The following is a 21,660-nucleotide window of genomic DNA, read 5'->3' on the forward strand; positions in this document are numbered from 1 at the left end:
CGCAAGCGGCGGATGAAAACGTCGCCCAGCCTGAGGCTATGGCTAACGAGGCCCAGCCGGTAAACGAACCCACACAGGCGACTGCCGAGGTCGACCCCAAGAAGGCAGCCATTGCCGCCGCCATCGCTCGGGCCAAGGCAAAAAAAGCCGCGCAAGCGGCGGATGAAAACATCGCCAAACCCGAGGCAACGGCTACCGAGGCCCAGCCGGTCGGTGAACCCGCACCGGCGACTGCCGAGGTCGACCCCAAGAAAGCAGCCATTGCCGCCGCCATCGCTCGGGCCAAGGCAAAAAAAGCCGCGCAAGCGGCGGATGAAAACGTCGCCCAGCCTGAGGCTATGGCTAACGAGGCCCAGCCGGTAAACGAACCCACACAGGCGACTGCCGAGGTCGACCCCAAGAAGGCAGCCATTGCCGCCGCCATCGCACGGGCCAAAGCCAAGAAGCTGGCAGCAGAGGCTGCCGCACAAGGCCTGCCCCCCCAAGCACAGTCACCTTCTCCATCGCCAGACAAGAGCCACTGATCCATGTTCAATATCGCGAGTGCGCCGTTTGCCCATAACCGCAAACAGACCCAAACCCTGATGTTGCTGGTGATCCTGGCTTGTCTGCCCGGCCTGCTGGCCCAGACCTGGTTCTTTGGCTGGGGTTCCTTCATCCAGATCCTGCTGGCGCTGGTGACGGCGCTGGGGGCCGAGGCGCTGGTGCTTCGCTTGCGCCGCCGCCCCATCAAGCCCGCCCTGATGGATGGCAGTGCCGCCCTGACCGCCGTGCTGATTGGCCTCTCTTTGCCCCCCCTGCTGCCCTGGTGGATGCTGGTACTGGGTACCGCCTTTGCCATCATCATCGCCAAGCACCTCTATGGCGGCCTGGGCCAAAACCTGTTCAACCCGGCCATGGTGGCCTATGTGTTGCTGTTGGTCTCCTTCCCCGTGCAAATGACCAGCTGGTTGCCGCCAGACACCATTCGCGCCTATGACATCGGCTTTGGCGATGCAGCGTCCGTCATCTTTACCGGCTTCAGCCTGGATGGCTACAGCATGGCGCAGCTCAAGCAGGGGGTGGATGGCCTCACCATGGCTACCCCACTCGATACCCTGAAGACAGGGCTGAATCAGGGGCTCACCACGGGTGAAGTGATGAGTCACGCCGTATTCGAGGGCTGGGGCGGCATCGGCTGGAGCTGGGTTAACCTGGGTTACCTGCTGGGCGGCCTGTTCCTGCTGCAGCAAAAAGTGATCAACTGGCGTATTCCGGGTGCCATCCTGGGCTCCTTGTTGCTGGCCGCAACCCTGGGTTATCTGATGACGCCGGATGCCACCGCCACCCCCATGTTCCATCTGTTCAGCGGGGCCACCATGCTGGGGGCCTTCTTCATCGCTACCGATCCGGTCAGCGCCAGCACCACGCCCCGCGGCCGGCTGGTATATGGCGTACTGATCGGCGTGCTGGTCTACCTTATCCGTCGCTTTGGCGGTTACCCTGATGCCTTCGCCTTCGCCGTGCTGCTGGCCAACTTGTGTGTGCCGCTGATTGACAGCCTGACACGTCCCAAGGTCTATGGAGACCGTCGCAAATGACTCCGGCGCAAACCTCACTCTCAGGAAGTATCCAATGTTAAAGAGCATGCGCAAAAACGGCGTCACGCTAGCACTGTTTGCCCTGGCCTGCACCGCCGTTGTGGTGCTGACCAACGAGCTGACCCGCGACAGGATCGCCCATCAGCAGCAGCTGGAAAAGCTGCGTACCCTCTCCGCCCTGTTGCCAGAGGGAAGCTATGACAACGACCTGGTGGCCAGTTGCAAGCTGGTACAGAGCAAAACCTATCTGGGCAGCGATCAGGCCATGCCGCTCTACACTGCAACCCTGAAAGGCGAGACCACGGGTTATGCGCTGGAAACCGTGGCACCCGACGGCTACAGTGGGGCCATTCGCCTCATCGTCGGTACCGATGCCAAGGGCAGCGTCAGTGCTGTGCGGGTGCTGGCCCACAACGAGACGCCGGGCCTGGGTGACAAGATAGAGCTGAAGAAATCGAGCTGGATAGACAGTTTTGTCGGCAAGTTCCTCAGCCGCGACAACGAGGCAAGTTGGGCAGTGAAAAAAGATGGCGGCGGATTCGATGCTTTCACCGGCGCCACCATCACCCCCCGCGCCGTGGTCAAGGCAGTGAAAAACCTGCTGCTGCTGGAGCAAACGCACCCTGAGTTGCTGCGTGATGCCCCTCCGTGCGACCCCACGCCATAAGCCTGGGCCCACACATATGAAACAGACTGATGTGCTATGCATATCCATGTGCCATCTCAGCCGGAGCCGATAAATGGAACACTCTCATACACTGGATGACCAGACCCCGATCAGTGAGGGCAAGGGCCGTCGTGAAGAGCTCAAGGAGCTGATGCTGCAAGGGCTGTGGAAGAACAACCCCTCTCTGGTGCAGGTGCTGGGGCTCTGCCCTACCCTGGCAGTTTCCTCCACCTTTACCAATGCGCTCGGACTGGGATTGGCCACCATGGCGGTGCTGGTGAGCTCCAACCTTGCCATCTCTCTGGTGCGCAACCTAGTGCCCAAGGACATTCGCATTCCCATCTACGTGATGATCATCGCCGCCCTGGTCACCAGCGTGCAGCTGCTGATGAATGCCTATACCTATGGCCTCTATCAGGCGCTCGGTATCTTCATCGCCCTGATCGTCACCAACTGCGTCATCATAGGCCGGGCCGAAGCCTATGCCTCCAAGAATCCGCCCCTGCTGGCGGCATTGGATGGTTTCATGATGGGGCTGGGCTTTACCCTGGTGCTGCTGGTGCTGGGTGGCCTGCGGGAGATCATCGGCATGGGGACCTTGTTTGACAGCGCCGAATTGCTGCTGGGTGACTGGGCCAAGTCCTTGCGCATCGAGCTGTTTCATGCCGATGCCAGCCTGCTGCTGGCGATCCTGCCACCGGGGGGCTTTATCGGGCTAGGCCTGATGATCGCCGGCAAGAATGCCATCAATGACTGGCGTGATCGCAAGCAAACCGCCCCCCTTGCCGATAGCAGTGTGTCTGTGGCGGGTGTGCGCGCCACCCAGCTCTGATCTGAGACGTGAGAAACCATGAACAACCAGAAACGCAGGCAGATCCTGGAGCGACTGCGGGACAACAATCCCCATCCCACCACAGAGCTCAACTTCACCTCGCCCTTCGAGCTCTTGATTGCCGTGTTGCTGTCAGCCCAGGCCACCGACGTAAGCGTCAACAAGGCCACCGACAAGCTCTATCCGGTGGCCAATACCCCGGCCGCCATACTGGCGCTCGGGGTGGATGGGCTGAAACAGTACATCAAGACCATAGGCCTGTTTAACACCAAGGCCGAAAACGTCATCAAGACGTGCGCCATCTTGCTGGAACGCCATGGCGGCGAGGTGCCGGAGAACCGCGAAGCGCTGGAAGCGCTGCCCGGTGTGGGTCGCAAAACCGCCAACGTGGTGCTCAATACCGCCTTTGGCTGGCCCACCATCGCCGTCGATACCCACATCTTTCGGGTGTCGAATCGCACCGGCTTCGCGGTGGGCAAAAACGTTGATCAGGTGGAAGAGAAACTGCTGAAAGTGGTGCCTGCCGAGTTCAAGCTGGATGTACACCACTGGTTGATCCTGCACGGCCGTTACACCTGTCTGGCTCGCAAACCGCGCTGTGGCTCCTGTATCATCGAAGACTTGTGTGAATACAAAGAAAAAGTCTATCCACAGGAATAAGGCAGCACGCAGGCTGTACGCTACAGCCCGCAAACTTCTGCTGCGATTCCTGTATCATCCAAGACTTGTGTGAGTACAAATATCTACCCGGAGAACTGAGCAATGAGAATTCTGCATACCATGCTGCGTGTTGGCGATCTGCAACGCTCCATCGACTTCTACACCCGAGTGCTGGGTATGAAACTCTTGCGCAAGAGCGAAAACAGCGAATACAAATACACCCTGGCCTTCGTTGGCTACGGTGACGAGAAAGACGAAGCCGTCATCGAGCTCACCTACAACTGGGGTGTCAGCGAGTACGAACTGGGCTCGGCCTACGGCCATATTGCGCTGGAAGCGGACGACATCTATGCCACTTGCGACGCCCTGCGTGCCGCCGGTGCCAAGATCACCCGCGAGCCAGGTCCAGTGAAGGGCGGTACCACTGTCATCGCCTTCGTGGAAGATCCAGACGGTTACAAGATTGAACTTATCGCCAAGAAAGATGCCGGCAGCGGCCTGGGTGACAGCTTCTGAGGCAATGCCTCAGGCTACGCCCAATAAAAAAGAGCGCTGCGGCGCTCTTTTTTCATGTCAGTGTGCAGGTTATCAGATGGTGCCATTGCGGCCCATATTGATCACCACCCGCCGGTTCTTGGCGCGACCATCCTCGGTTTCGTTGGAGGTGGCATGGCGCTTCTCGCCGTGCCCTTCCACCGAGATCTTGCCCGGATCGATCCCCAGATCCACAAACACCTTCTTGATGGCATCGGCCCGCTTCTCGGAGAGTTTCTGGTTAGGCCAACGGCCGCCATAACTGTCGCTGTAGGCGTTGATCACCACCACATCTATGCTCTTGTCGACCTTCACATACTCGCCGATCATCGCCAGTCGCCGCCGGGAGGCCAGTGACAGCTGATCGCTGTTCTTGTCATAGGAGAGCACGCTGAAGGCGATGTCATTGAAGCTATAGGGCAACAATCCACTCAGGCAATCCACAAAGGCCTGGTACTTGACCCGAAAGTTGACAGATGAGAGGGAGACCCGCACCGGCCGGTTCTGACGGTACCAGTCACGATACTGGAAGGTTGGCATGCGGCCACCCTCCAGCTCATCGAGCATGGTCCAGGCAGTCTGCCCCTCCACCAAGCCATCAAACTGCTGGTAAAAGCGCAACTGGCTCACTTCCCGCCCGGCAACACCGGGACGCCAGAGTGGCGGCATAATCCCCAGACTGACCGTCTGGGTCTGGGCTTGCTGTCGCAGCCCCTTGAGTTCGAAATCCAGATTGATCTTGCGACCGGCTCGGCTGACGAAAGCCCCCGTCCCCCAGTTGGGAATAGGGTGTTCTAGGCGGCACTCCACTTGCGTATCCGAAGTCAAACGCCAGACGGATTGATCCAGGCCGGCACCAAACTCGGTAACCCCCGCCTGTAATTGCATACTCACTGATATGCTGACCAACCCGACTATCCAAGCGTTCAAGTGCCTGCCCTCCACACGATCTCACGTTAGGTATCGGCAGGGGCAGGGCAAGCTTTAGGGCAAAGCACTCAGTGGGGGGCAGGACGATCCATCAGCTTGAAGCTGGCAATGCGACCCGCCAGCTCGCGAGCCAGCAGATCCAGCTCGGCGCTGTTTTGCTGCAAGGTTTCAGAGTGCAGGCGATGAGCTTCGTACACCTCGCGTATGGTCATCACATTGTGCTGGATATCGTCAGTGACGTAGCGCTGCTCCTCCGTCGCGGTGGCCACCTGGGCAGTCATGTCGCTCACCTTGCGCACCTCGCTCACTATGTCGCTCAGCTCGCTCCCCGCCCGCTTGGCCTCGGTCACGCTCAAACCCGCCTGCTCAGTGCCCAGATGCATGGCCGTGACCGCCTGATCCGCCCCCTGACGCAATCGGGACAACATCCGCTCTATGTCCTCTGCAGCCTGCTGGGTGCGAGAGGCCAGTGCCCTTACCTCTTCCGCCACCACGGCAAAACCACGACCAGATTCACCGGCCCGGGCCGCCTCTATGGCTGCATTGAGGGCAAGCAGGTTGGTGCGATCCGAGATCTGCTTGATGAGATTTAGCGCCTCACCGACCGACTCTGTATCCTGATACAGGCTATCCACCAGTTGCTGGGTGTTGGCCAGAGTGCCCGCCACCAGCTGGATGGCGTCTATGGTCTGATCCACCTCCTTGTCGCCCTGACGGGCACGTCCGATAGCCTGCTGGGTCGCCAGCGACGTCTGGGTTGCATTGCGCGCAATCTCGGCCACCGTCGAGGCCATCTCGGTGGCTGCCGTCGCCACCAGATCCACCTGACCGAAACCTTTGACGACGCCAGCATTCACCTCGGCGATCACGTCTGCCGAGGTGGCGGCGCTGCGGGCCAGCACCTCGCAGGAACGGCGTACCGCCAGCAACAGCCCCTCAAGGTGCGCGAGAAAATGGTTCAGATCCTGCGCCAGGGCACCCAGTTCGTCACCGGACCGCCAGTTGACCCGCACCGTCAGATCATTTTCCTGTACCAGCCGTTTGAAGGTCTGGTGCAACGCCATAAAACCCAGGTGCAGATCTCGCACCACCCGCCAGCAGACGAAGGTGGTCAACGCAACGCACAACAGCACGCCGAGCGCCGCCCACCAGAAGTCGCTGGCACTCTTTGCTCGCATCTGCTCGACCCGCTCGAACAACTGCTGATAAAGGCGATCTTCGCTCTCCTTGAGCAGACCTATCTTGTCGGTACTCAAGGCAAACCAGGCTTCGGCATCGACCCCGAAGCCGCCTGAGGTGGCTTTGTCCAGCGCCAGTTGCTCCATGGCGGCGACCTTGGCTACCACGGGAGAGGTCAGACTGTCGGCCAGCAGTTGACGTTGTGACGGGCTCGCCACCGCCTGGAAACGCTCGAGATAGGTATTCTGGGCCGCCAGCAGGGAGATGAATTGCTGCAACAACGCGGGGGTAAAGTGGTCACGGCCGAACACATTGCTCAGGGTTGCCCGCTCCAGCCCCATTCGTTCCTTGCTCTGCAAGAAGGCGGCGTAGGCATTGGTCTGCAGCGCTATGGTGGCATCCTGACTGTTGAGACTGACCTGGTCCACCACGGCCAGCAGCTGGCTGATAAGACGGCTGTAAAAGCCAACCTGCTCGGCCACTTCAACCCCCAGCGCGCCGACCCGCTCACGCATGGCGGTGAGCCCGGTCAGCGCCTGTTGCACCTCTCCCAACGCCAGCAAGGCGGGATCCTCGTGAAAACGGACCAGCAGGGTATCGACCAGCTTGCGCTGGGCAGGCAGGGCGTCGCGAAACTTGTTGCCACCAGAGCCAAGGAAACCTGCCGACATGCCGCGCTCCTTTTGCAGCTCGTGGGCCAGTTGCGCCGCCTCCCGCACGACATAGAGTGCCGCTTGTGCCTGGCCAATCTCCTGCTCGACCTGATAACGCTCATACACGTATCGGCCAGAAAAAAACAGCAAGGCCAGCAGTGGCAGGCAGACCACCAGCAACATCTTGTGTGCCAATCCCAGCTTGTTCATCCCCTCTCCCCATTCCATTGTTGAAGTGGTCAATTATAAGTACGAGTGCCGAGAATAGAATCAGACGCCCGTCTCATGGCTGCTGATGAGGGACAAAGGCTGGCTTTTTTGCCATAATGCCGCCTCATTTCACGCCGACCGAGATACCATGACCGACGCTGTACACACTCTCAAGGGCCGTTTTCGTGGCTTTTACCCCGTCGTCATCGATGTTGAAACCGCCGGGTTCAATGCCAGGACAGACGCCTTGCTGGAGATCGCCGCCTATACCCTCAAGATGGATGAAGATGGCTGGCTCGCTCCCGATCAGGTCTTTCATTTTCACGTCGAGCCGTTCGAAGGCGCCAACCTGGAAAAGGCGGCGCTGGAGTTCACCGGCATAGACCCCTTCAATCCGCTGCGCGGCGCCGTCAGCGAGAAAGAGGCGCTGACCGAGATTTTCAAGGGCATTCGCAAAGGGATGAAGGAGAGCGACTGCAACCGCGCCATCATAGTGGCCCACAACGCCACCTTCGATCATGGCTTCGTCATGGCCGCCGCCGAGCGGGCCGGCCTCAAGCGCAATCCGTTCCATCCGTTTGCCACCTTCGACACTGCCGCCCTCTCCGGCCTGGCCCTTGGTCAGACAGTGCTGGCCAAGGCGTGCCAGAGCGCTCGCATCCCGTTTGACAATAAAGAGGCGCACTCGGCCCTCTATGACACCGAACGCACCACTGAGCTGTTCTGTCATATCGTCAACCGCTGGAAGAGCCTGGGTGGCTGGCCGCCAGCCCACCTGGATGATGCCCCCGTCGATGACGCGAACGAACACGCGGGATAAGCAACGAGCAAGAAGGCTGCCATGGCAGCCTTCTTCTATTGGGATACGGCATCAACGTGGTTTGACCAGAATGGCAGGCAGACCCGGACAGCACAGTTTTCAACCGCTCTGCTCCCCTCGCTCACCCCAACCCTGCGGGGATGCGTCTCACAGGCCAATTGCCTGATTTTTTACTCGACATTTGTCGTGATTTTCGCAAACTAACTGCCTTTCAAAAGACAGACAACCAATAACCATTAAAAGGAAGTCACATGAACCCTGTTGTTGTCGCGGTCTCGCTGATGCTGGTGCTCAGCCTGCTGCGGATCAATGTGGTGGTCTCGCTCTCCATCAGTGCCATCGTAGGTGGCCTGCTGGGTGGCCTGTCCCTGGCCGACACCCTCAGCACCTTCAGTGGTGGCCTGGGCGGTGGCGCAGAGATCGCTCTCTCCTATGCCATGCTGGGGGCTTTTGCGGTCGCCATCTCCCGCTCAGGGATCACCGACCTGCTGGCCCGCAAGGTGATCAACCAGCTGGGGCAAGATGCCAGCAGCTCGCGCATCCTCTGGGTCAAGACACTGCTGCTCGGCGCCGTCCTTTGCGTATCCGTCGCCTCCCAAAACCTGATCCCGGTCCACATCGCCTTTATTCCGATCCTGATCCCGCCGCTACTGCATGTAATGGCCAAGATGAAAGTCGACCGCCGCCAGGTGGCCTGTGTCATCACCTTCGGCCTGACCGCGACCTATATGCTGTTGCCGGTGGGCTTTGGTGGCATCTTCCTCAACAACATACTGGCCAAGAACCTGATCGACAACGGGGTACCGGTCAAGCTTGGCCAGCTGCCGATGGCCATGGCAATCCCTGTGCTGGGGATGTTCCTTGGTCTGCTGGTCGCCGTGTTCATCACCTACCGCAAGCCACGCCAGTATGACATGGACAAGATCCTGGCCGCCGAGCCCGAATCCACCGAGCTCAATCTCAACCATATCTGGGTTGCCCTGCTGGCCATCGCCGTCGCCCTCGGGCTGCAGCTGATGACCAACAGCATAGTGCTGGGTGCATTGGCGGGCTTTGTCATCTTCACCTGTGGCGGTGTCATCAAGTTTCGCGAGAGCCAGGACGCTTTCACCCAGGGCGTGCGCATGATGTCCCTCATCGGCTTCATCATGATCTCAGCCGCCGGCTTCGCCGCCGTGATGAAGGCGACCCAGGGGGTGGAGAGCCTGGTGCAATCCGTCTCTGCGGTGATCGGGGATCAAAAAGGCCTCGCCGCCTTCCTGATGCTGCTGGTTGGTCTCTTGATCACCATGGGGATAGGCTCTTCCTTCTCCACTGTGCCCATCATAGCCACCATTTATGTGCCGCTCTGTATCCACCTCGGCTTCTCCCCCATGGCGACCATGGCCCTGGTCGGCGCCGCCGGTGCACTGGGGGATGCAGGTTCACCCGCCTCGGATTCGACCCTGGGCCCCACGTCGGGTCTCAATGTCGATGGTCAGCACGACCATATCTGGGACAGCGTGGTGCCCACTTTTATTCACTACAATATCCCGCTCATCCTCTTTGGCTGGGTGGCAGCCATGGTGCTCTAGCGCTCGAACAAGCAGCAGACACGCAAAAGGCGACCTCGGGGTCGCCTTTTCATTGATAAAGGAGTGGTATCAACATGGTACGGAGCAACAGTGACATTGTGGGGAAAGCGGTAATAGCGCTAGCTAGCCCAACACCACCTCCTGCATAATGGCCCGATTGATAAAATAGCGATGACAGAACAGTAAAAAATCCTGTAAAGGAAGAGGCTTAGAGTAAAAATACCCTTGAATTTCGTCTACCCCGATGTTCAATACTGCATTGAGTTCATTACTATTTTCCACTCCTTCTGCCACCACCCGCACCCCGAGTTGATGCGAGAGCGTGGTAATGGCTTCTACAAACAGCGCCTGACGCGTATCACTGTCGATGGCAGTGATGAAGGATCTATCGATCTTAAGTTTGTCGAAGTAAAGCTCGCGCAAATATGAGAAAGATGACCAACCGGTCCCGAAGTCATCGAGAGCCACCCGCACCCCGATCTGGCGCAAGGAGTGGATTATCTGCTTGCTCAGCTCGATATCGTCCAGCGCAATGGTTTCGGTCAGTTCTACGATCAACTGCTGTAACCCCAGCGGTCCCTCGCTTGTCTTCGCTTCTACATTTGCAGCCAGTCCCATGTTGAACATAGAGCTGGAAAGGTTGACCGATATTTCAAGCGGTTCTATCAGATCGCTCGGGAAAATAGCCAGATCGTGTTGCAAACGCATGAAAATCCACACACCTAGATCCTCACCCAATCCGTTTTCTTCAGCTAGTGAGATGATGTCAAGTGGAGGGATAAAGCCATATTCCGGATGACGCCAGCGGATCAACGCCTCCGCACCGAGCCTTACAGCGCCTTGCCCGCGGACAATCGGCTGATAGTAGAGACTGAGCTGCTGACAATCGATACAACAGATGAGCGCACGAAGCTCGGCCGACAATCTACGGTTACGCAGATAGTGTTGATACATGCTGCTGGAGAAAACGACATACCGATGCAAGCGCCGCCGTTTGGCGCTGTCGAGCGCGATATCGGCAAATAGCAGCATCTCCTCCGGTGTATTGACAGGCCTGGCATATTGACTGACGCCCATGAACACTCGCACCCTATGCGCAGGATCTGCCGCAAATGCCAGCTCAGCAAGCTCACTACGCAACTGTTCCAGAAACGGGAAACGCAGGTAAGTAGGCATAACACCAGAAATAACGATGGCAAACTCGTCGCTACCGGTTCGAGCAACAAAGATCCCGGCGGTCAACGTATTACGGATCCGCTCGGCCAGCTGCTTGAGCAAGGCATCGCCGATCTCATAACCCAGACTGTCATTTACCTCCCTAAAGTGCCCCAGATCCACCACGCAAACAGTGATACTGCGTCCCCCACCTCGATGGGCTGCACGCTGCTTGAGATGTTTAAGGTGTTTGATAAGCGCAGCCCGGTTTGGCAGACCCGTCATTGTGTCATTCCAAGCCAGAAAGTGCTGATGACGCACCTCGCGAAACAGCACCAGCAGCATCACCATGGTCGCCAGCATCAAAAAAGCGAGGATGACAAAATTCTGAGTTCTTGAATCATTGAGTAACTCTCGCTGGGCAATGGCCGAGGGGCCGGTGAAATTTTTCACCATGACATTACGGATAGCCACCAAATCTCGGTTCAATTCATCAGAGAAATGGGCGAGTGGACTCGAGTCATGTCCTCCACTTATTACATCCTGCTCATACTGCTCGAACAAGGCCATGATCTTGCCAGCCGCCTTGCCAGCCCCGAAGCGTTCCCTGACAGACCTGGCCTCCTCCCCATGCAGAAACACGTCGAGCCGGTTCCAGGCAATATCAAAACGCTTGTTCATCTCCTCCTGGCTGACGGCACCGGCACGATAGAGCAACAGTGCTTCGTCAAACGCGTGGATCTCCAGCTCCAGTTGCGCCAAGGCCCAAGCTGAAAGTTGTGTGTAGCGAGTCACTGCATTAAAAGCGCGGTCATAGTTCCAGACTGACCAGATAGCGACGCCCAAAAATGTCGTCACCATGAGGATCAGGCTAAGAAACTTGCCGCGCAGCATGTTATTTGCTCTCGAGTGCCGTCAGTTGCCACACCATGCGGCTGTGATAGACCTCTTTGTTGAGCTCGGGGTACTCAGAGAGGGGATAAATAATCCAGAGCGGCCCCTTGTTGCGCAAGGTCAACACCTTGCCATCCTGTTTCTCGGCCAGCAGCACCGGGTACAGTTGCCCATCTTCTAGAGGTACCGATGCCCAGTAATCATTGATGGCAACAGCCTTGACCTCCAGGCTCTTGAGACCGTATATCCTGACAAGATCTCGCAGCAGCACTCCCCGATAGGTATGGTGACCCTCGGTCCAGGGGGTATGTGTTTTGACCTCTGTCTGCGGCAAGGCCTCAAATTCGGCACGGGTCAGCACCACCTCCCCTTTGCCATCACAACAGCCATCCCCCTTAATCTTCAGGAACGCGTCATCTGCCAGAGCCATTGCTGACACAAGATACCCGCATAGCAGAAGCCCCCGACCAAACCATCCACCCATAATGAACCTCCATGTAATACTGTTCGTTTTATTAATCTCACTCTGCCCATTTACATACAAACAATAGGGTATGAATTCAGACCAAAGTCGTAGCTATCTGGGTTCACTCAAGAAATCACTTGCTCCAAGTAGCTTCCGAATGACTCCAGAAGCATGGCATCGACGCTCCCCATGCAGCAACCGCATCGATAAATTTAAATGCTCTTGTGACTCTCATCTCTTTTCTGTGACGCCGATGAATAGCGACTGAGGATAGGCCGCGATGCCCGACCCCAAATGGCAGGCACAAAAAAGGCCGCTCGATGAGCGGCCTTTTTATCAATGCAATCAGGACTTAGCTGTCGCGGCGCTTGTTGCCACCGAACTTGCGATCCTTGTTGAAGCCACCTTCACGGCGCTCCCCGCTCTTGTTGAACGGACGGTCACCGCTGGGGCGGCGATCCTTGTTGAAAGGACGATCGCTGCGGGGCGGACGGGGAGCAGTATTGCTGCCAGCCGGCACCTCTGTGTAGCGACTGATCATCAGCGGACGCTGGCAAACACGAGCTTTCTTGATCACTTCCAGTACATCGGCGGTCATGCCCTTGGGCAGGTCGACGGTGGAGAAGTCATCAGCGATATCGATGTTGCCGATGAAACGGCTCTCGATGTTCGCTTCGTTGGCGATAGCGCCCACGATCTGGCCCGGCTTGACACCGTGATGGGCACCCACGTCTACGCGGTAGCGCTCCATCTCGACATCCGGGTTGTCTTTCAACGGACGCGGCTCGAGGGACGGCATGCGACGGGCAGGACGATCACCACGGTCAGCAAAATCACTGCCACCGTCACGGCGTTCGAAATCACGACCACCACGATCATTGCTGCTGAACTGCGGCTCAGGGATGGAGTCATCCAGCAGCAGCGGTTGATCACCTTGTACCAGCTTGGCCAGGGCGGCAGCCAGTTCCAGCGGATCGGCAGAATCTTCTTCGATCAGCTCGTTCACCAGGTTCAGATAGAGCTCAAGCTCTTCGCCCATCATGGTTTCCCGGATGCGCTCTTTGAACTTGGTCATACGGTGCTGGTTGATGTCCTCGGTGCTCGGCATCTTCATCGGCTCGATGGCCTGACGAGTGGCGTGCTCGATGGCGCGCAGCATACGACGCTCGCGGGGAGCAACAAACAGGATGGCCTCACCCTTGCGACCAGCACGACCGGTACGGCCGATACGGTGAACGTAGGATTCGGTATCGTAAGGAATGTCGTAGTTCACCACGTGGGTGATACGCTCGACGTCCAGACCACGGGCGACAACGTCGGTGGCGATCAGGATGTCCAGCTGGCCTTGACGCAGCTTGTCAACGGTACGCTCACGCAGCTTCTGCGGGATGTCACCGTGCAGCGCTTCACAAGCATGGCCACGAGCGGCCAGTTTGCCAGCCAGCTCTTCGGCAGCGTTCTTGGTACGCACAAAGACCAGTACGGCTTCGTACGGCTCGACTTCCAGCAGACGGGTCATGGCGTCCAGCTTGTGCAGACCGGTTACCTGCCAGTAGCGTTGACGGATGGTCGGTGCAGTGGAGGTCTTGGAGACGATCTTGATCTCTTTGGGCTGCTTCAGGTGCTTCTGGGCAACACGACGGATCTGGTCCGGCATGGTGGCAGAGAAGAGAGCAACCTGACGGGTGCTCGGGCACTGTTCCATGATCCAGTCCACGTCATCGATGAAGCCCATGCGCAGCATTTCATCAGCTTCGTCCAGCACCAGGGCTTTCAGACCGGAAAGATCCAGGTTCTTGCGACGGATCAGGTCCATCACACGGCCAGGAGTACCCACGACAACCTGGGCACCGCGACGCAGGGCGCGGGTCTGGGTTTCGTAAGAGGAGCCACCGTAGATGGGCAGGACGTGGAAGTCAGGCATGTGCTTGGCGTAACGTTGGCACGCCTCGGCAACTTGCAGGGCCAGTTCACGGGTCGGAGCCAGCACCAAAACCTGGGTGTTGCGGTTACCAGCTTCCAGACGAGACAACAGAGGCAAGGCAAAAGCAGCGGTCTTCCCTGTACCGGTTTGCGCCTGCCCCAGCAGATCGTGTCCCGCCATGAGGTGGGGAATTGCTGCGGCCTGGATCGGTGACGGGCGCTCATAGCCCACGTCTTGCAGCGCTTTCAATACAGGCGCGGCCAGTCCAAGCTCACTAAAAAGGGGCAGTTGTTCGGTATCAGACATAGATTCTTCCAGATTAAGGCAGGCGGCTAAGCACCGCGGAATAGCAAAAAGGCGGCGATTATAGCGCCACTTTGTTCTGCTGTCTTGAAAAATGTGATAGGCCTCTCAAGACGTTGGCAATTATAGAGGGATCTCGCGACTATGGCTTGCTTATTTTGCACTACTGGTGCGTTATTGCTGGTCACTCCCCGCTGGAGTCCTTGTCCCGCTTGTGTTTGAGCACCGCCATGGTCAACCGACTGGTGCACAACAAACGCCCACGTTCATCCCGAATTTCAATCTGCCACACCTGGGTCCTTGCCCCCAGATGCAGGGGCGAGCAACGTCCTGTGACCACCCCTTCCCGCTTGGCGCGCAGATGGTTGGCGTTCACCTCCAGTCCCACACAGTAGCTATCCGGCCCGACCGCCATATTGGCAGCCAGCGACCCGAGCGTCTCCGCCAGCACTACAGAGGCGCCGCCGTGCAACATGCCAAGGGGCTGATGGGTTCTATGGTCCACCGGCATGGTGGCTTCGAGCCAGTCGGGGCCAACATCCGTGTAGATGATATCGAGGTGGGCCATCAGGGTGTTGTGCGACGAGGCATTGAGCCCTTCCAGACTCATGGGCTTGCGCCAGATAGGGGCAGTATCGTGACTCATGGGGGTAGTGACTCCTCTGAGGTGAGAAACAGGTTGAAACAATCGGCAGGAAGCAAAGATGGGGCCCGGCAGCACAGCGGCAAGGCCCCATGGAAATAATCGCATTACCAGGGATAGGTGACGCCAGGCCACTCACTCCAAGGCGTATCACGCCCGGGCAGGCGCGGTGCAGACCAGCGCCATGCCTTGCCAAGCCAGGCACGCAGCTCGGTTTCCAGCTCGGCATCGGTCAGCGGCGCGTCGGCCACCTTCCAGAAGAAGAGCTCCACTTCCACCTCCGGCAATACCGAGGGGTAGAGATAGACGCCTCCCCAGAACTGCAACTCCCGATCCGGGCTCCACAGGCCATAGGAAAAGGAGCGCTTGGCCAGAAACTCGGCCTGCTGCCACTCCAGATCCCCCTCATGCTGGCTCAGGCTGAACTGGTCAGAGGGCCAGACATCCTGGGGGCGAAACAGTTGATGAAGCTGCTCCCGTTCACGCTGCATGGCCACAAACTCCACCACGGCCTGAGCCGGGGTGGCTGGCAACAGCAGGAAGTGCGGGTGCCGGTAGGCTTGCGGCACCCGAAAGCGCTTGGGAAAAGTCAGCATCAGAGCAGTTCCAGCAACGCCTGCAGCGGATGCTTGAGTTTCTCCCCCTCCATCCGCTTGACCTGACTGCGACACGAATAACCGGTAGCCAGACAGCGATCTTTGGGCAACCTCGACAGGGGCTCTGCCCAGCTGAGACCATAGATCCCCTTGGAATTCTCCACCTGTTTTGCATCGTGGCCATAGGTACCGGCCATGCCGCAGCAACCCACAGAGACAGGCTGCAAACGAGCACCGAAGCGGCTGAACAGGGTGCCCCAGTCACCGTGAGTCGAGGGCTTGGCCGTCTTCTCGGTGCAGTGGGCAAACAAATACCAGGGCTCAGCCTCTCCTTTTTCATCGACATCCGCGGTGGGCTTGGCAAGGGGCAGGGTGTCGGCCGGAAGAGAAAGCAGCCACTCCTGGGGCAACAACACCTGAAAATCGCCACGGGCCGCGCCGAGGGCCTTGGCATATTCGTCGCGATAGCAGAGCACCAGAGAAGGGTCCACTCCCACCATGGGAATACCCAGCGCCGCTATCTTGTTGAGGAACTGGGCGCTGTTGGCCGCGGTGCGCGCGAAGGCACGCAGGAACCCCTTAACGTGCTGGGGCTTGCCGTTGGGCTTGAATGGCAGCAGATAGGGTTGCAGCCCGAGCTTGCTGGCAAGTTTCACCAAGTCCCGCACCACGGGGGCGTCGTAATAACTGGTGAACGGATCCTGCACGATCAGCACCACTCTGGCACGCTGCTCGGCATTCATGGCCTCAAGGCCCGGCAAGTCGAAATAGCGCGCCTTGTTGTCGTGCAGGGATTCGGCCAGGGTCGGTACCGAGAGCAAGGGCACATCCACCATGCCGATGCTCTTCTCGGTCGCCTTCTGGGCCCACTCTTTTTCCAGGAAAAAGTTGACCAGTTTCGGCGCCTTGGCCAGCAGCGGCGCATAGCTCTCCACTGTGCCAACGAAGTAATCCTTGGGGCCCCGCAGATAGCGACTGTGGTAGAGCTGCATGAAACGGGCACGGAAAGTGGGCACATCCACCTTGATGGGGCACTGGCTGGTACAGGCTTTACACGCCAGACACCCCTCCATCGCCTCCATCACCTCGTGGGAGAAGTCATACTGGCCACGGGCACGGGCCAGGGTGTTGCGAAACTTGTCGACGATCGCCTTGAAGCGCAGGCCACCCGATTGCAGCGCAACTTCTTCGGCCAGGGGATCAAAGCCCTGCTCCGCCAGCTGGCGCAGCCATTCGCGCATCAAGCCGGCACGCCCCTTGGGAGAGTGACGTCTGTCTTTGCTGATCTTGACCGAAGGACACATGGGGGAGTCGGTTTCGAAGGTGAAACAGAGGCCATTGCCGTTGCAATCCATGGCACGGGTATAGCTTTCCCGCACTGCGATGGGGATCTGGCGGTCGAACTTGCCGCGCTTGGGCCCATCCACTGACACAAGCGGAGCTCCGCTGCCATAAGGCATGCAGATCTTGCCCGGGTTGATGCGGTTGTCGGGGTCAAAGGCGCCCTTGACCCGCTGCAACTCCTCCCACAGCTCGCCGAAGAAGGCGGGGCTGTATTCGGAGCGAAAACCCTTGCCGTGCTCCCCCCACATCAAGCCGCCATATTTGGCGGTGAGCGCCACCACCTGATCCGAGATGCGGCGCAGCAGCACCTCCTGCTCGGGGTCGCACAAGTCCAGCGCGGGACGCACGTGCAATACCCCCGCATCGACGTGGCCGAACATGCCGTAGTCGAGGCCGTGGCCGTCGAGCAGGGCGCGAAACTCCATGATGAAATCGGCGAGCGACTCAGGGGGAACGGCCGTGTCTTCGGTGAAGGCCACCGGTTTTTTACGCCCTTCGGCGTTGCCAAGCAGCCCCACCGACTTCTTGCGCATGGCGTAGATGGTCTCGATGCTCGGCAGGTGACTGCACACCTGATAGCCGATAACTCCCGCCTCCCCTTGCGCCAGCAGCTCATCGATGCGCCGGCACAATTCAGCCACCTTGGCCTGATGCTCTTGCTCGTCGGTATCGGCAAACTCGACGATATTGAGCCCTTGCAGATCCTTGCCGGGCACGTCCTCAATGAACGCCTTGACCGAGTGCCAGATGATGTCGGCACGGGCCAGTCCCAGCACGCGGGAATCCACCGTCTCCACCGACAGGGCCTGCGCCTGCACCATAAAGGGGGCATTGCGCAGGGCCGAGGGGAAGCTGTCGTACTTGACGTTGACCAGGGTCCGGTAACGGGGGATGGGTGTGATATTGAGCCTGGCTTCGGTGATGAACCCCAGGGAGCCTTCCGAGCCGCACAGTACCCGGCTCACATCCAGGGTGTCGGTGTCGGGGGCATAGAGGTGCTTGAGATCGTAACCGGTCAGAAAACGGTTGAGCTTGGGGAAAGTGGCTTCGATGTCGGCGCGTCGCTCGCGGCCGATGCGATACAGGGTGCGGTAGATCTCCCCTTCCCGACTCTCGAGGGCCAGCTTGTCTTCAAGACGGGAGCCATTGACCGGCTCTGTGACCATGATGTCACCGTTTTCCAGCACGGCTTTCAAGCCCAGCACGTGATCCGAGGTTTTGCCGTAGACGAGCGACCCCTGCCCGGAGGCATCGGTGTTGACCATGCCGCCCAGAGTGGCGCGATTGGAAGTGGAGAGATCCGGCGAGAAAAAATAACCATGGGGTTTCAAGTAGGCGTTGAGCTGATCCTTGACCACCCCGGCCTGAGCGCGCACCCAGCCCTCTTCCAGATTAATTTCCATGACCTGGTTCATATAGCGGGAGAGATCGACGATAATGCCGCCGCCCAGGGATTGGCCATTGGTGCCGGTACCGCCGCCGCGAGGGAAGAAACTCAAGGCTGCGTACTCGGGCCCCCGTGCCAACTTGAGCATCACTGCAATGTCATCCGCACTGCGCGGATAGAGCACCGCCTGAGGTACAACCTGATAGACGCTGTTATCCGTCGCCATCGCCAACCGGCTTGCATAAGACTTTTCGATATCACCACGAAATGCTGATCGCGCCAGCAACTCAAGAAACTGCAGGGTTGTAGGTGACAAACTGTCCTGGTAATCGAGTCTCGGGATCATGAATCCTTGTTCCCATCCTTTGCTTGATGCCGGCACTCCGGCGACAAAGACTGCCCTGGCTGCCTCTTTGCGGGTATCAGGGCCAGTCTGCTCACATGTGAGCGGGCAGTATATCAGCTAGAAAACCGCTTACGCTTGGCAATATTCACCATTTGAAAGGAGGATTGTTATGGCTCACCACAGCCATGTTATCAGTACGTTTATTACCACAGAGAAACAGGCCTTGACCCTGTCACTGTTCGGCAGCATCGCCTTTGCCCTCTTCGGGATTGGCTATGGTCTGCTGGTTGGCTCCCACGCCATCATGCTCGATGGCATCTTCAGCCTGTTCAGCATGGGCATGACAGGCCTTGGGCTGGTTACCGCCTATCTGGTTACCCGCCCCTCAGATGACCGCTTTCAGTATGGCTACGCTCACTTCGAGCCCATTGCCAACGTCATCAACGGGATCATCATTTTGCTGCTCTGTCTCGGCGCCCTCTACAGCGGCATCACGTCACTGCTGGCCGGTGGTCGCGAGATAGATCTCGGTCACGCCCTCATCTGCGCCGCCATCTCCACCTTCTTGTGTGCACTTATCTATGTTGTCGAGGCGCGAATGGCCAAGCGGTTCAACTCGGAGCTGGTGCGCGTCGATTCCGAAGAGTGGCTGGTCGACACCATTTTAAGCGCCACCCTGCTGGTGGGCTTTCTGGTCGCCATGGGCCTCGATGCCATGGGCCATGGTCAATACAACCGTTACATAGACCCCATGCTGGTCTCTCTGCTGGCCCTGTGCGCCACCCTCATTCCCATCAAGGTGCTGAGCCGCAATCTGCGAGAAGTGTTGAAGATTGCCCCCAAGGGAGATGTATCCCAGCGGGTCGCAAGCGAAATTGAAGCTCTGCGCCAGCGCCATGGCATCGAGTGCTACAGCCATCTGGCCAAGAGCGGTCGTCGCTTCGATCTGGAGTTGAACATACTGGTGGCACCGGGGCAGGAGTGGCCTGTCGAGCGCCAGGATGCCCTGCGCCAGGAGCTCTGGTCACGCCTCGGAGATACCCTGGGGGATGCCTGGCTCTCGGTCTGCTTCACCCGCGAAAAACGCTGGTTGTAACGACCCACAGGGGGAGTGCAGCCAGGCTGCCTCCCCTGCGTCATCACATCTTCATCGCCCTGCTCTTGCCAAAGCGCCGATTCTCGCTATCATCAGGGCTCATTTTTAACCTGAGGTTTTATTGCCCATCATGGACAACCCCCGAAGTTACCTTTCGTTTCTTCCTGTCAAACTCTGTCTTTACCTGCTTCATCAGCGCCTCTGAATAACGCCATTGCCTTGCACTGCCGCGGCCACCGTTGCCGTGACTGATACCCGCTCTGTCTGTATTTATTGAGGTCATTACATGGAATTGCTGCTGGATCCCCACATCTGGGTTGGTCTGTTTACCCTGATCATTCTGGAAATCGTGCTCGGGATAGACAACCTGGTCTTCATCGCCATCCTGGTGAAAAAACTGCCCCCCGCCCAGCGGGATCGTGCCCGTATCATAGGCCTGTCACTGGCGCTGCTGATGCGCCTGGCCCTGCTCAGCGTGATGTCATGGCTGGTCACCTTGACCACCCCCATCCTTCACCTCGGTGATTTTGCCTTCTCCGGTCGGGATCTCATCCTGATGGGCGGTGGCCTGTTCCTGCTGTTCAAGGCCACCACCGAGCTCCATGAGCGGCTGGAATCCAAACAGCCAGAAGATGGCCCGGTCGGCGTCTATGCCAGCTTTGGCGTGGTGATCACCCAGATCCTGGTGCTGGATGCCATCTTCTCGCTGGACTCCATCATCACGGCAGTGGGCATGGTGGAACATCTCTGGGTCATGATGGCGGCCGTCACCATCGCCATGGTGGTGATGGTGCTCGCGTCAAAGCCGCTGACCCGCTTCGTCAACGCCCACCCCACAGTGGTGGTGCTCTGCCTGAGCTTCCTGCTGATGATAGGCTTCAGCCTGGTGGCGGAAGGGTTCGGTTTCCATATTCCCAAGGGCTACCTCTACGCGGCCATCGGTTTCTCCGTGCTTATCGAGTTCTTCAACCAGTTGTCCCAGCGCAGCGCAGAGCGTCATGAGGCCAAGTTGCCCCTGCGCGAGCGCACCACTGCCGCCATCTTCAAACTGATGGGCAGCAAGGCGTATCAGGACAGGCCGGATGATGATCTGGATGCACCGACACCCGAGCCGCTGAGCTTCGGGGAAGAGGAGCGCTACATGGTGACCGGGGTACTGTCCCTTGCCGATCGATCCATCCGCACCATCATGACCCCTCGCTCCGACATGGCGTGGATCGATGTCAATGACTCGGTCGAAGAGATCCGTGCCGTGTTGCAACGGGAACCCCACAGCCTGTTCCCGGTTTGTGACGGCGATCTGGACGAGGTCATAGGCGTGCTCAAGGCGCGGGATCTGCTGTTTGCCCTCAACGAGGGGCAGTCCCTGACAGAGCTGGCCAAACAGAATGACCCCATTATCGTGCCCCAGACCATCAACGTGATCCGCTTGCTGGCAGAGCTGCGCAAGGCCAAAGGCAGCCTCATTCTGGTCGCCGACGAGTTTGGCGTCATCCAGGGCCTGGTGACCACCCACGATCTGCTGGAAGCCATCGTCGGCGAGCTGCCTGATGAAGACGAAACCCCGGACATGGTGCCTGATGGCGAGAGCTGGCTCATCAATGGCAGTACCAACATCCACCATGTGGAGCAGGTGCTGGAATACGAGGGGCTGGTGAGTGACAGCGATGAATACGTGACGCTCGCGGGCATGCTGCTCTCCCACTTCGGCACACTGCCGACTCCGGGCCAGCAGCTGCAATTGCAGCAGCTGCATTTCGAGGTGATCGAAGTCAGCGAGCGTCGCATCGAACGGGTGCGGGTCACACCGTTGACTCCCTGATCACACGAACCGCACCACCAACCAAAAAAGAGGGCCAAGCGGCCC

At 58.7% G+C, this 21,660-nt stretch carries 17 protein-coding genes and 1 pseudogene; 10 read left to right on the top strand and 8 right to left on the bottom strand.

Features of this window, described 5'->3' with window-relative positions:
• From GWQ29_RS19310 to gloA, 6 genes and pseudogenes are all read left to right on the top strand, one after another.
• Window positions 1-524, top strand: a pseudogene (locus GWQ29_RS19310) (electron transport complex subunit RsxC); the annotation flags it as partial.
• A gap of 3 nt (window positions 525-527) precedes the next feature.
• A complete protein-coding gene (rsxD, locus tag GWQ29_RS19315) occupies window positions 528-1,580 on the top strand; it encodes an electron transport complex subunit RsxD (RefSeq protein ID WP_265462832.1) in 1,053 nt (350 codons plus the stop codon).
• A gap of 34 nt (window positions 1,581-1,614) precedes the next feature.
• Complete coding sequence (gene rsxG, locus GWQ29_RS19320; protein ID WP_275920109.1) at window positions 1,615-2,247, top strand: electron transport complex subunit RsxG; 633 nt, start codon at window positions 1,615-1,617, stop codon at window positions 2,245-2,247.
• A 73-nt stretch (window positions 2,248-2,320) separates the two neighbouring features.
• Window positions 2,321-3,079 carry an electron transport complex subunit E gene (locus GWQ29_RS19325; RefSeq protein ID WP_275920110.1) on the top strand — a complete coding sequence of 253 codons (759 nt, stop codon included), beginning with the start codon at window positions 2,321-2,323 and terminating at the stop codon, window positions 3,077-3,079.
• An 18-nt stretch (window positions 3,080-3,097) separates the two neighbouring features.
• Window positions 3,098-3,739 (top strand): endonuclease III, encoded by a 642-nt coding sequence (gene nth, locus GWQ29_RS19330; protein ID WP_265422275.1) that lies wholly within the window; start codon window positions 3,098-3,100, stop codon window positions 3,737-3,739.
• Window positions 3,740-3,841: 102 nt separating this feature from the next.
• A complete protein-coding gene (gene gloA, locus GWQ29_RS19335; RefSeq protein WP_005310643.1) occupies window positions 3,842-4,255 on the top strand; it encodes a lactoylglutathione lyase in 414 nt (137 codons plus the stop codon).
• A gap of 72 nt (window positions 4,256-4,327) precedes the next feature.
• Here gloA and GWQ29_RS19340 read toward each other — a convergent pair whose 3' ends face one another.
• Entirely contained in the window at window positions 4,328-5,203 is an 876-nt protein-coding gene (locus tag GWQ29_RS19340) for an OmpA family protein (protein WP_011898827.1), read from the bottom strand.
• A gap of 68 nt (window positions 5,204-5,271) precedes the next feature.
• Window positions 5,272-7,245, bottom strand: a complete 1,974-nt coding sequence (locus GWQ29_RS19345; RefSeq protein ID WP_275920111.1) for a methyl-accepting chemotaxis protein — start codon at window positions 7,243-7,245, stop codon at window positions 5,272-5,274.
• 148 nt (window positions 7,246-7,393) lie between these two features.
• Here GWQ29_RS19345 and rnt point away from each other — a divergent pair, with 148 nt between their 5' ends.
• Window positions 7,394-8,065: a ribonuclease T gene (gene rnt / locus GWQ29_RS19350; RefSeq protein WP_265422272.1), complete on the top strand. Its 672-nt coding sequence runs from the start codon at window positions 7,394-7,396 to the stop codon at window positions 8,063-8,065.
• 251 nt (window positions 8,066-8,316) lie between these two features.
• Entirely contained in the window at window positions 8,317-9,639 is a 1,323-nt protein-coding gene (locus GWQ29_RS19355) for a Na+/H+ antiporter family protein (protein WP_111588678.1), read from the top strand.
• Window positions 9,640-9,762: 123 nt separating this feature from the next.
• Here the strand turns inward: GWQ29_RS19355 and GWQ29_RS19360 are convergent, their stop codons facing one another.
• The 6 genes from GWQ29_RS19360 to GWQ29_RS19385 all read right to left on the bottom strand — a co-directional run bounded on the left by GWQ29_RS19360 (window position 9,763) and on the right by GWQ29_RS19385 (window position 18,697).
• A complete protein-coding gene (locus GWQ29_RS19360) occupies window positions 9,763-11,688 on the bottom strand; it encodes a bifunctional diguanylate cyclase/phosphodiesterase (RefSeq protein ID WP_275920112.1) in 1,926 nt (641 codons plus the stop codon).
• 1 nt (window position 11,689) lies between these two features.
• Entirely contained in the window at window positions 11,690-12,118 is a 429-nt protein-coding gene (locus GWQ29_RS19365; protein WP_236091731.1) for a molybdopterin-binding oxidoreductase, read from the bottom strand.
• A 388-nt stretch (window positions 12,119-12,506) separates the two neighbouring features.
• Window positions 12,507-14,384 carry a DEAD/DEAH box helicase gene (locus GWQ29_RS19370; protein ID WP_265462827.1) on the bottom strand — a complete coding sequence of 626 codons (1,878 nt, stop codon included), beginning with the start codon at window positions 14,382-14,384 and terminating at the stop codon, window positions 12,507-12,509.
• 181 nt (window positions 14,385-14,565) lie between these two features.
• A complete protein-coding gene (locus tag GWQ29_RS19375) occupies window positions 14,566-15,027 on the bottom strand; it encodes a hotdog fold thioesterase (protein ID WP_059112204.1) in 462 nt (153 codons plus the stop codon).
• 104 nt (window positions 15,028-15,131) lie between these two features.
• The gene (locus GWQ29_RS19380) at window positions 15,132-15,620 is read right to left on the bottom strand and encodes a hypothetical protein (protein ID WP_096118314.1); all 489 of its coding nucleotides are present in this window, start codon (window positions 15,618-15,620) and stop codon (window positions 15,132-15,134) included.
• Window positions 15,620-18,697 carry an FAD-binding and (Fe-S)-binding domain-containing protein gene (locus GWQ29_RS19385; protein WP_275920113.1) on the bottom strand — a complete coding sequence of 1,026 codons (3,078 nt, stop codon included), beginning with the start codon at window positions 18,695-18,697 and terminating at the stop codon, window positions 15,620-15,622. The genes GWQ29_RS19380 and GWQ29_RS19385 overlap by 1 nt, the downstream gene beginning before the upstream one ends.
• Window positions 18,698-18,866: 169 nt before the next feature.
• Here GWQ29_RS19385 and GWQ29_RS19390 point away from each other — a divergent pair, with 169 nt between their 5' ends.
• Both GWQ29_RS19390 and GWQ29_RS19395 read left to right on the top strand, forming a co-directional pair.
• Complete coding sequence (locus GWQ29_RS19390; protein ID WP_275920114.1) at window positions 18,867-19,793, top strand: cation diffusion facilitator family transporter; 927 nt, start codon at window positions 18,867-18,869, stop codon at window positions 19,791-19,793.
• Window positions 19,794-20,079: 286 nt separating this feature from the next.
• A complete protein-coding gene (locus GWQ29_RS19395; RefSeq protein ID WP_212539937.1) occupies window positions 20,080-21,615 on the top strand; it encodes a TerC family protein in 1,536 nt (511 codons plus the stop codon).
• Window positions 21,616-21,660: the final 45 nt, after the last annotated feature.

The sequence above is a fragment of the Aeromonas sp. 2HA2 genome (assembly GCF_029237345.1).
Lineage (GTDB): Bacteria > Pseudomonadota > Gammaproteobacteria > Enterobacterales > Aeromonadaceae > Aeromonas > Aeromonas salmonicida.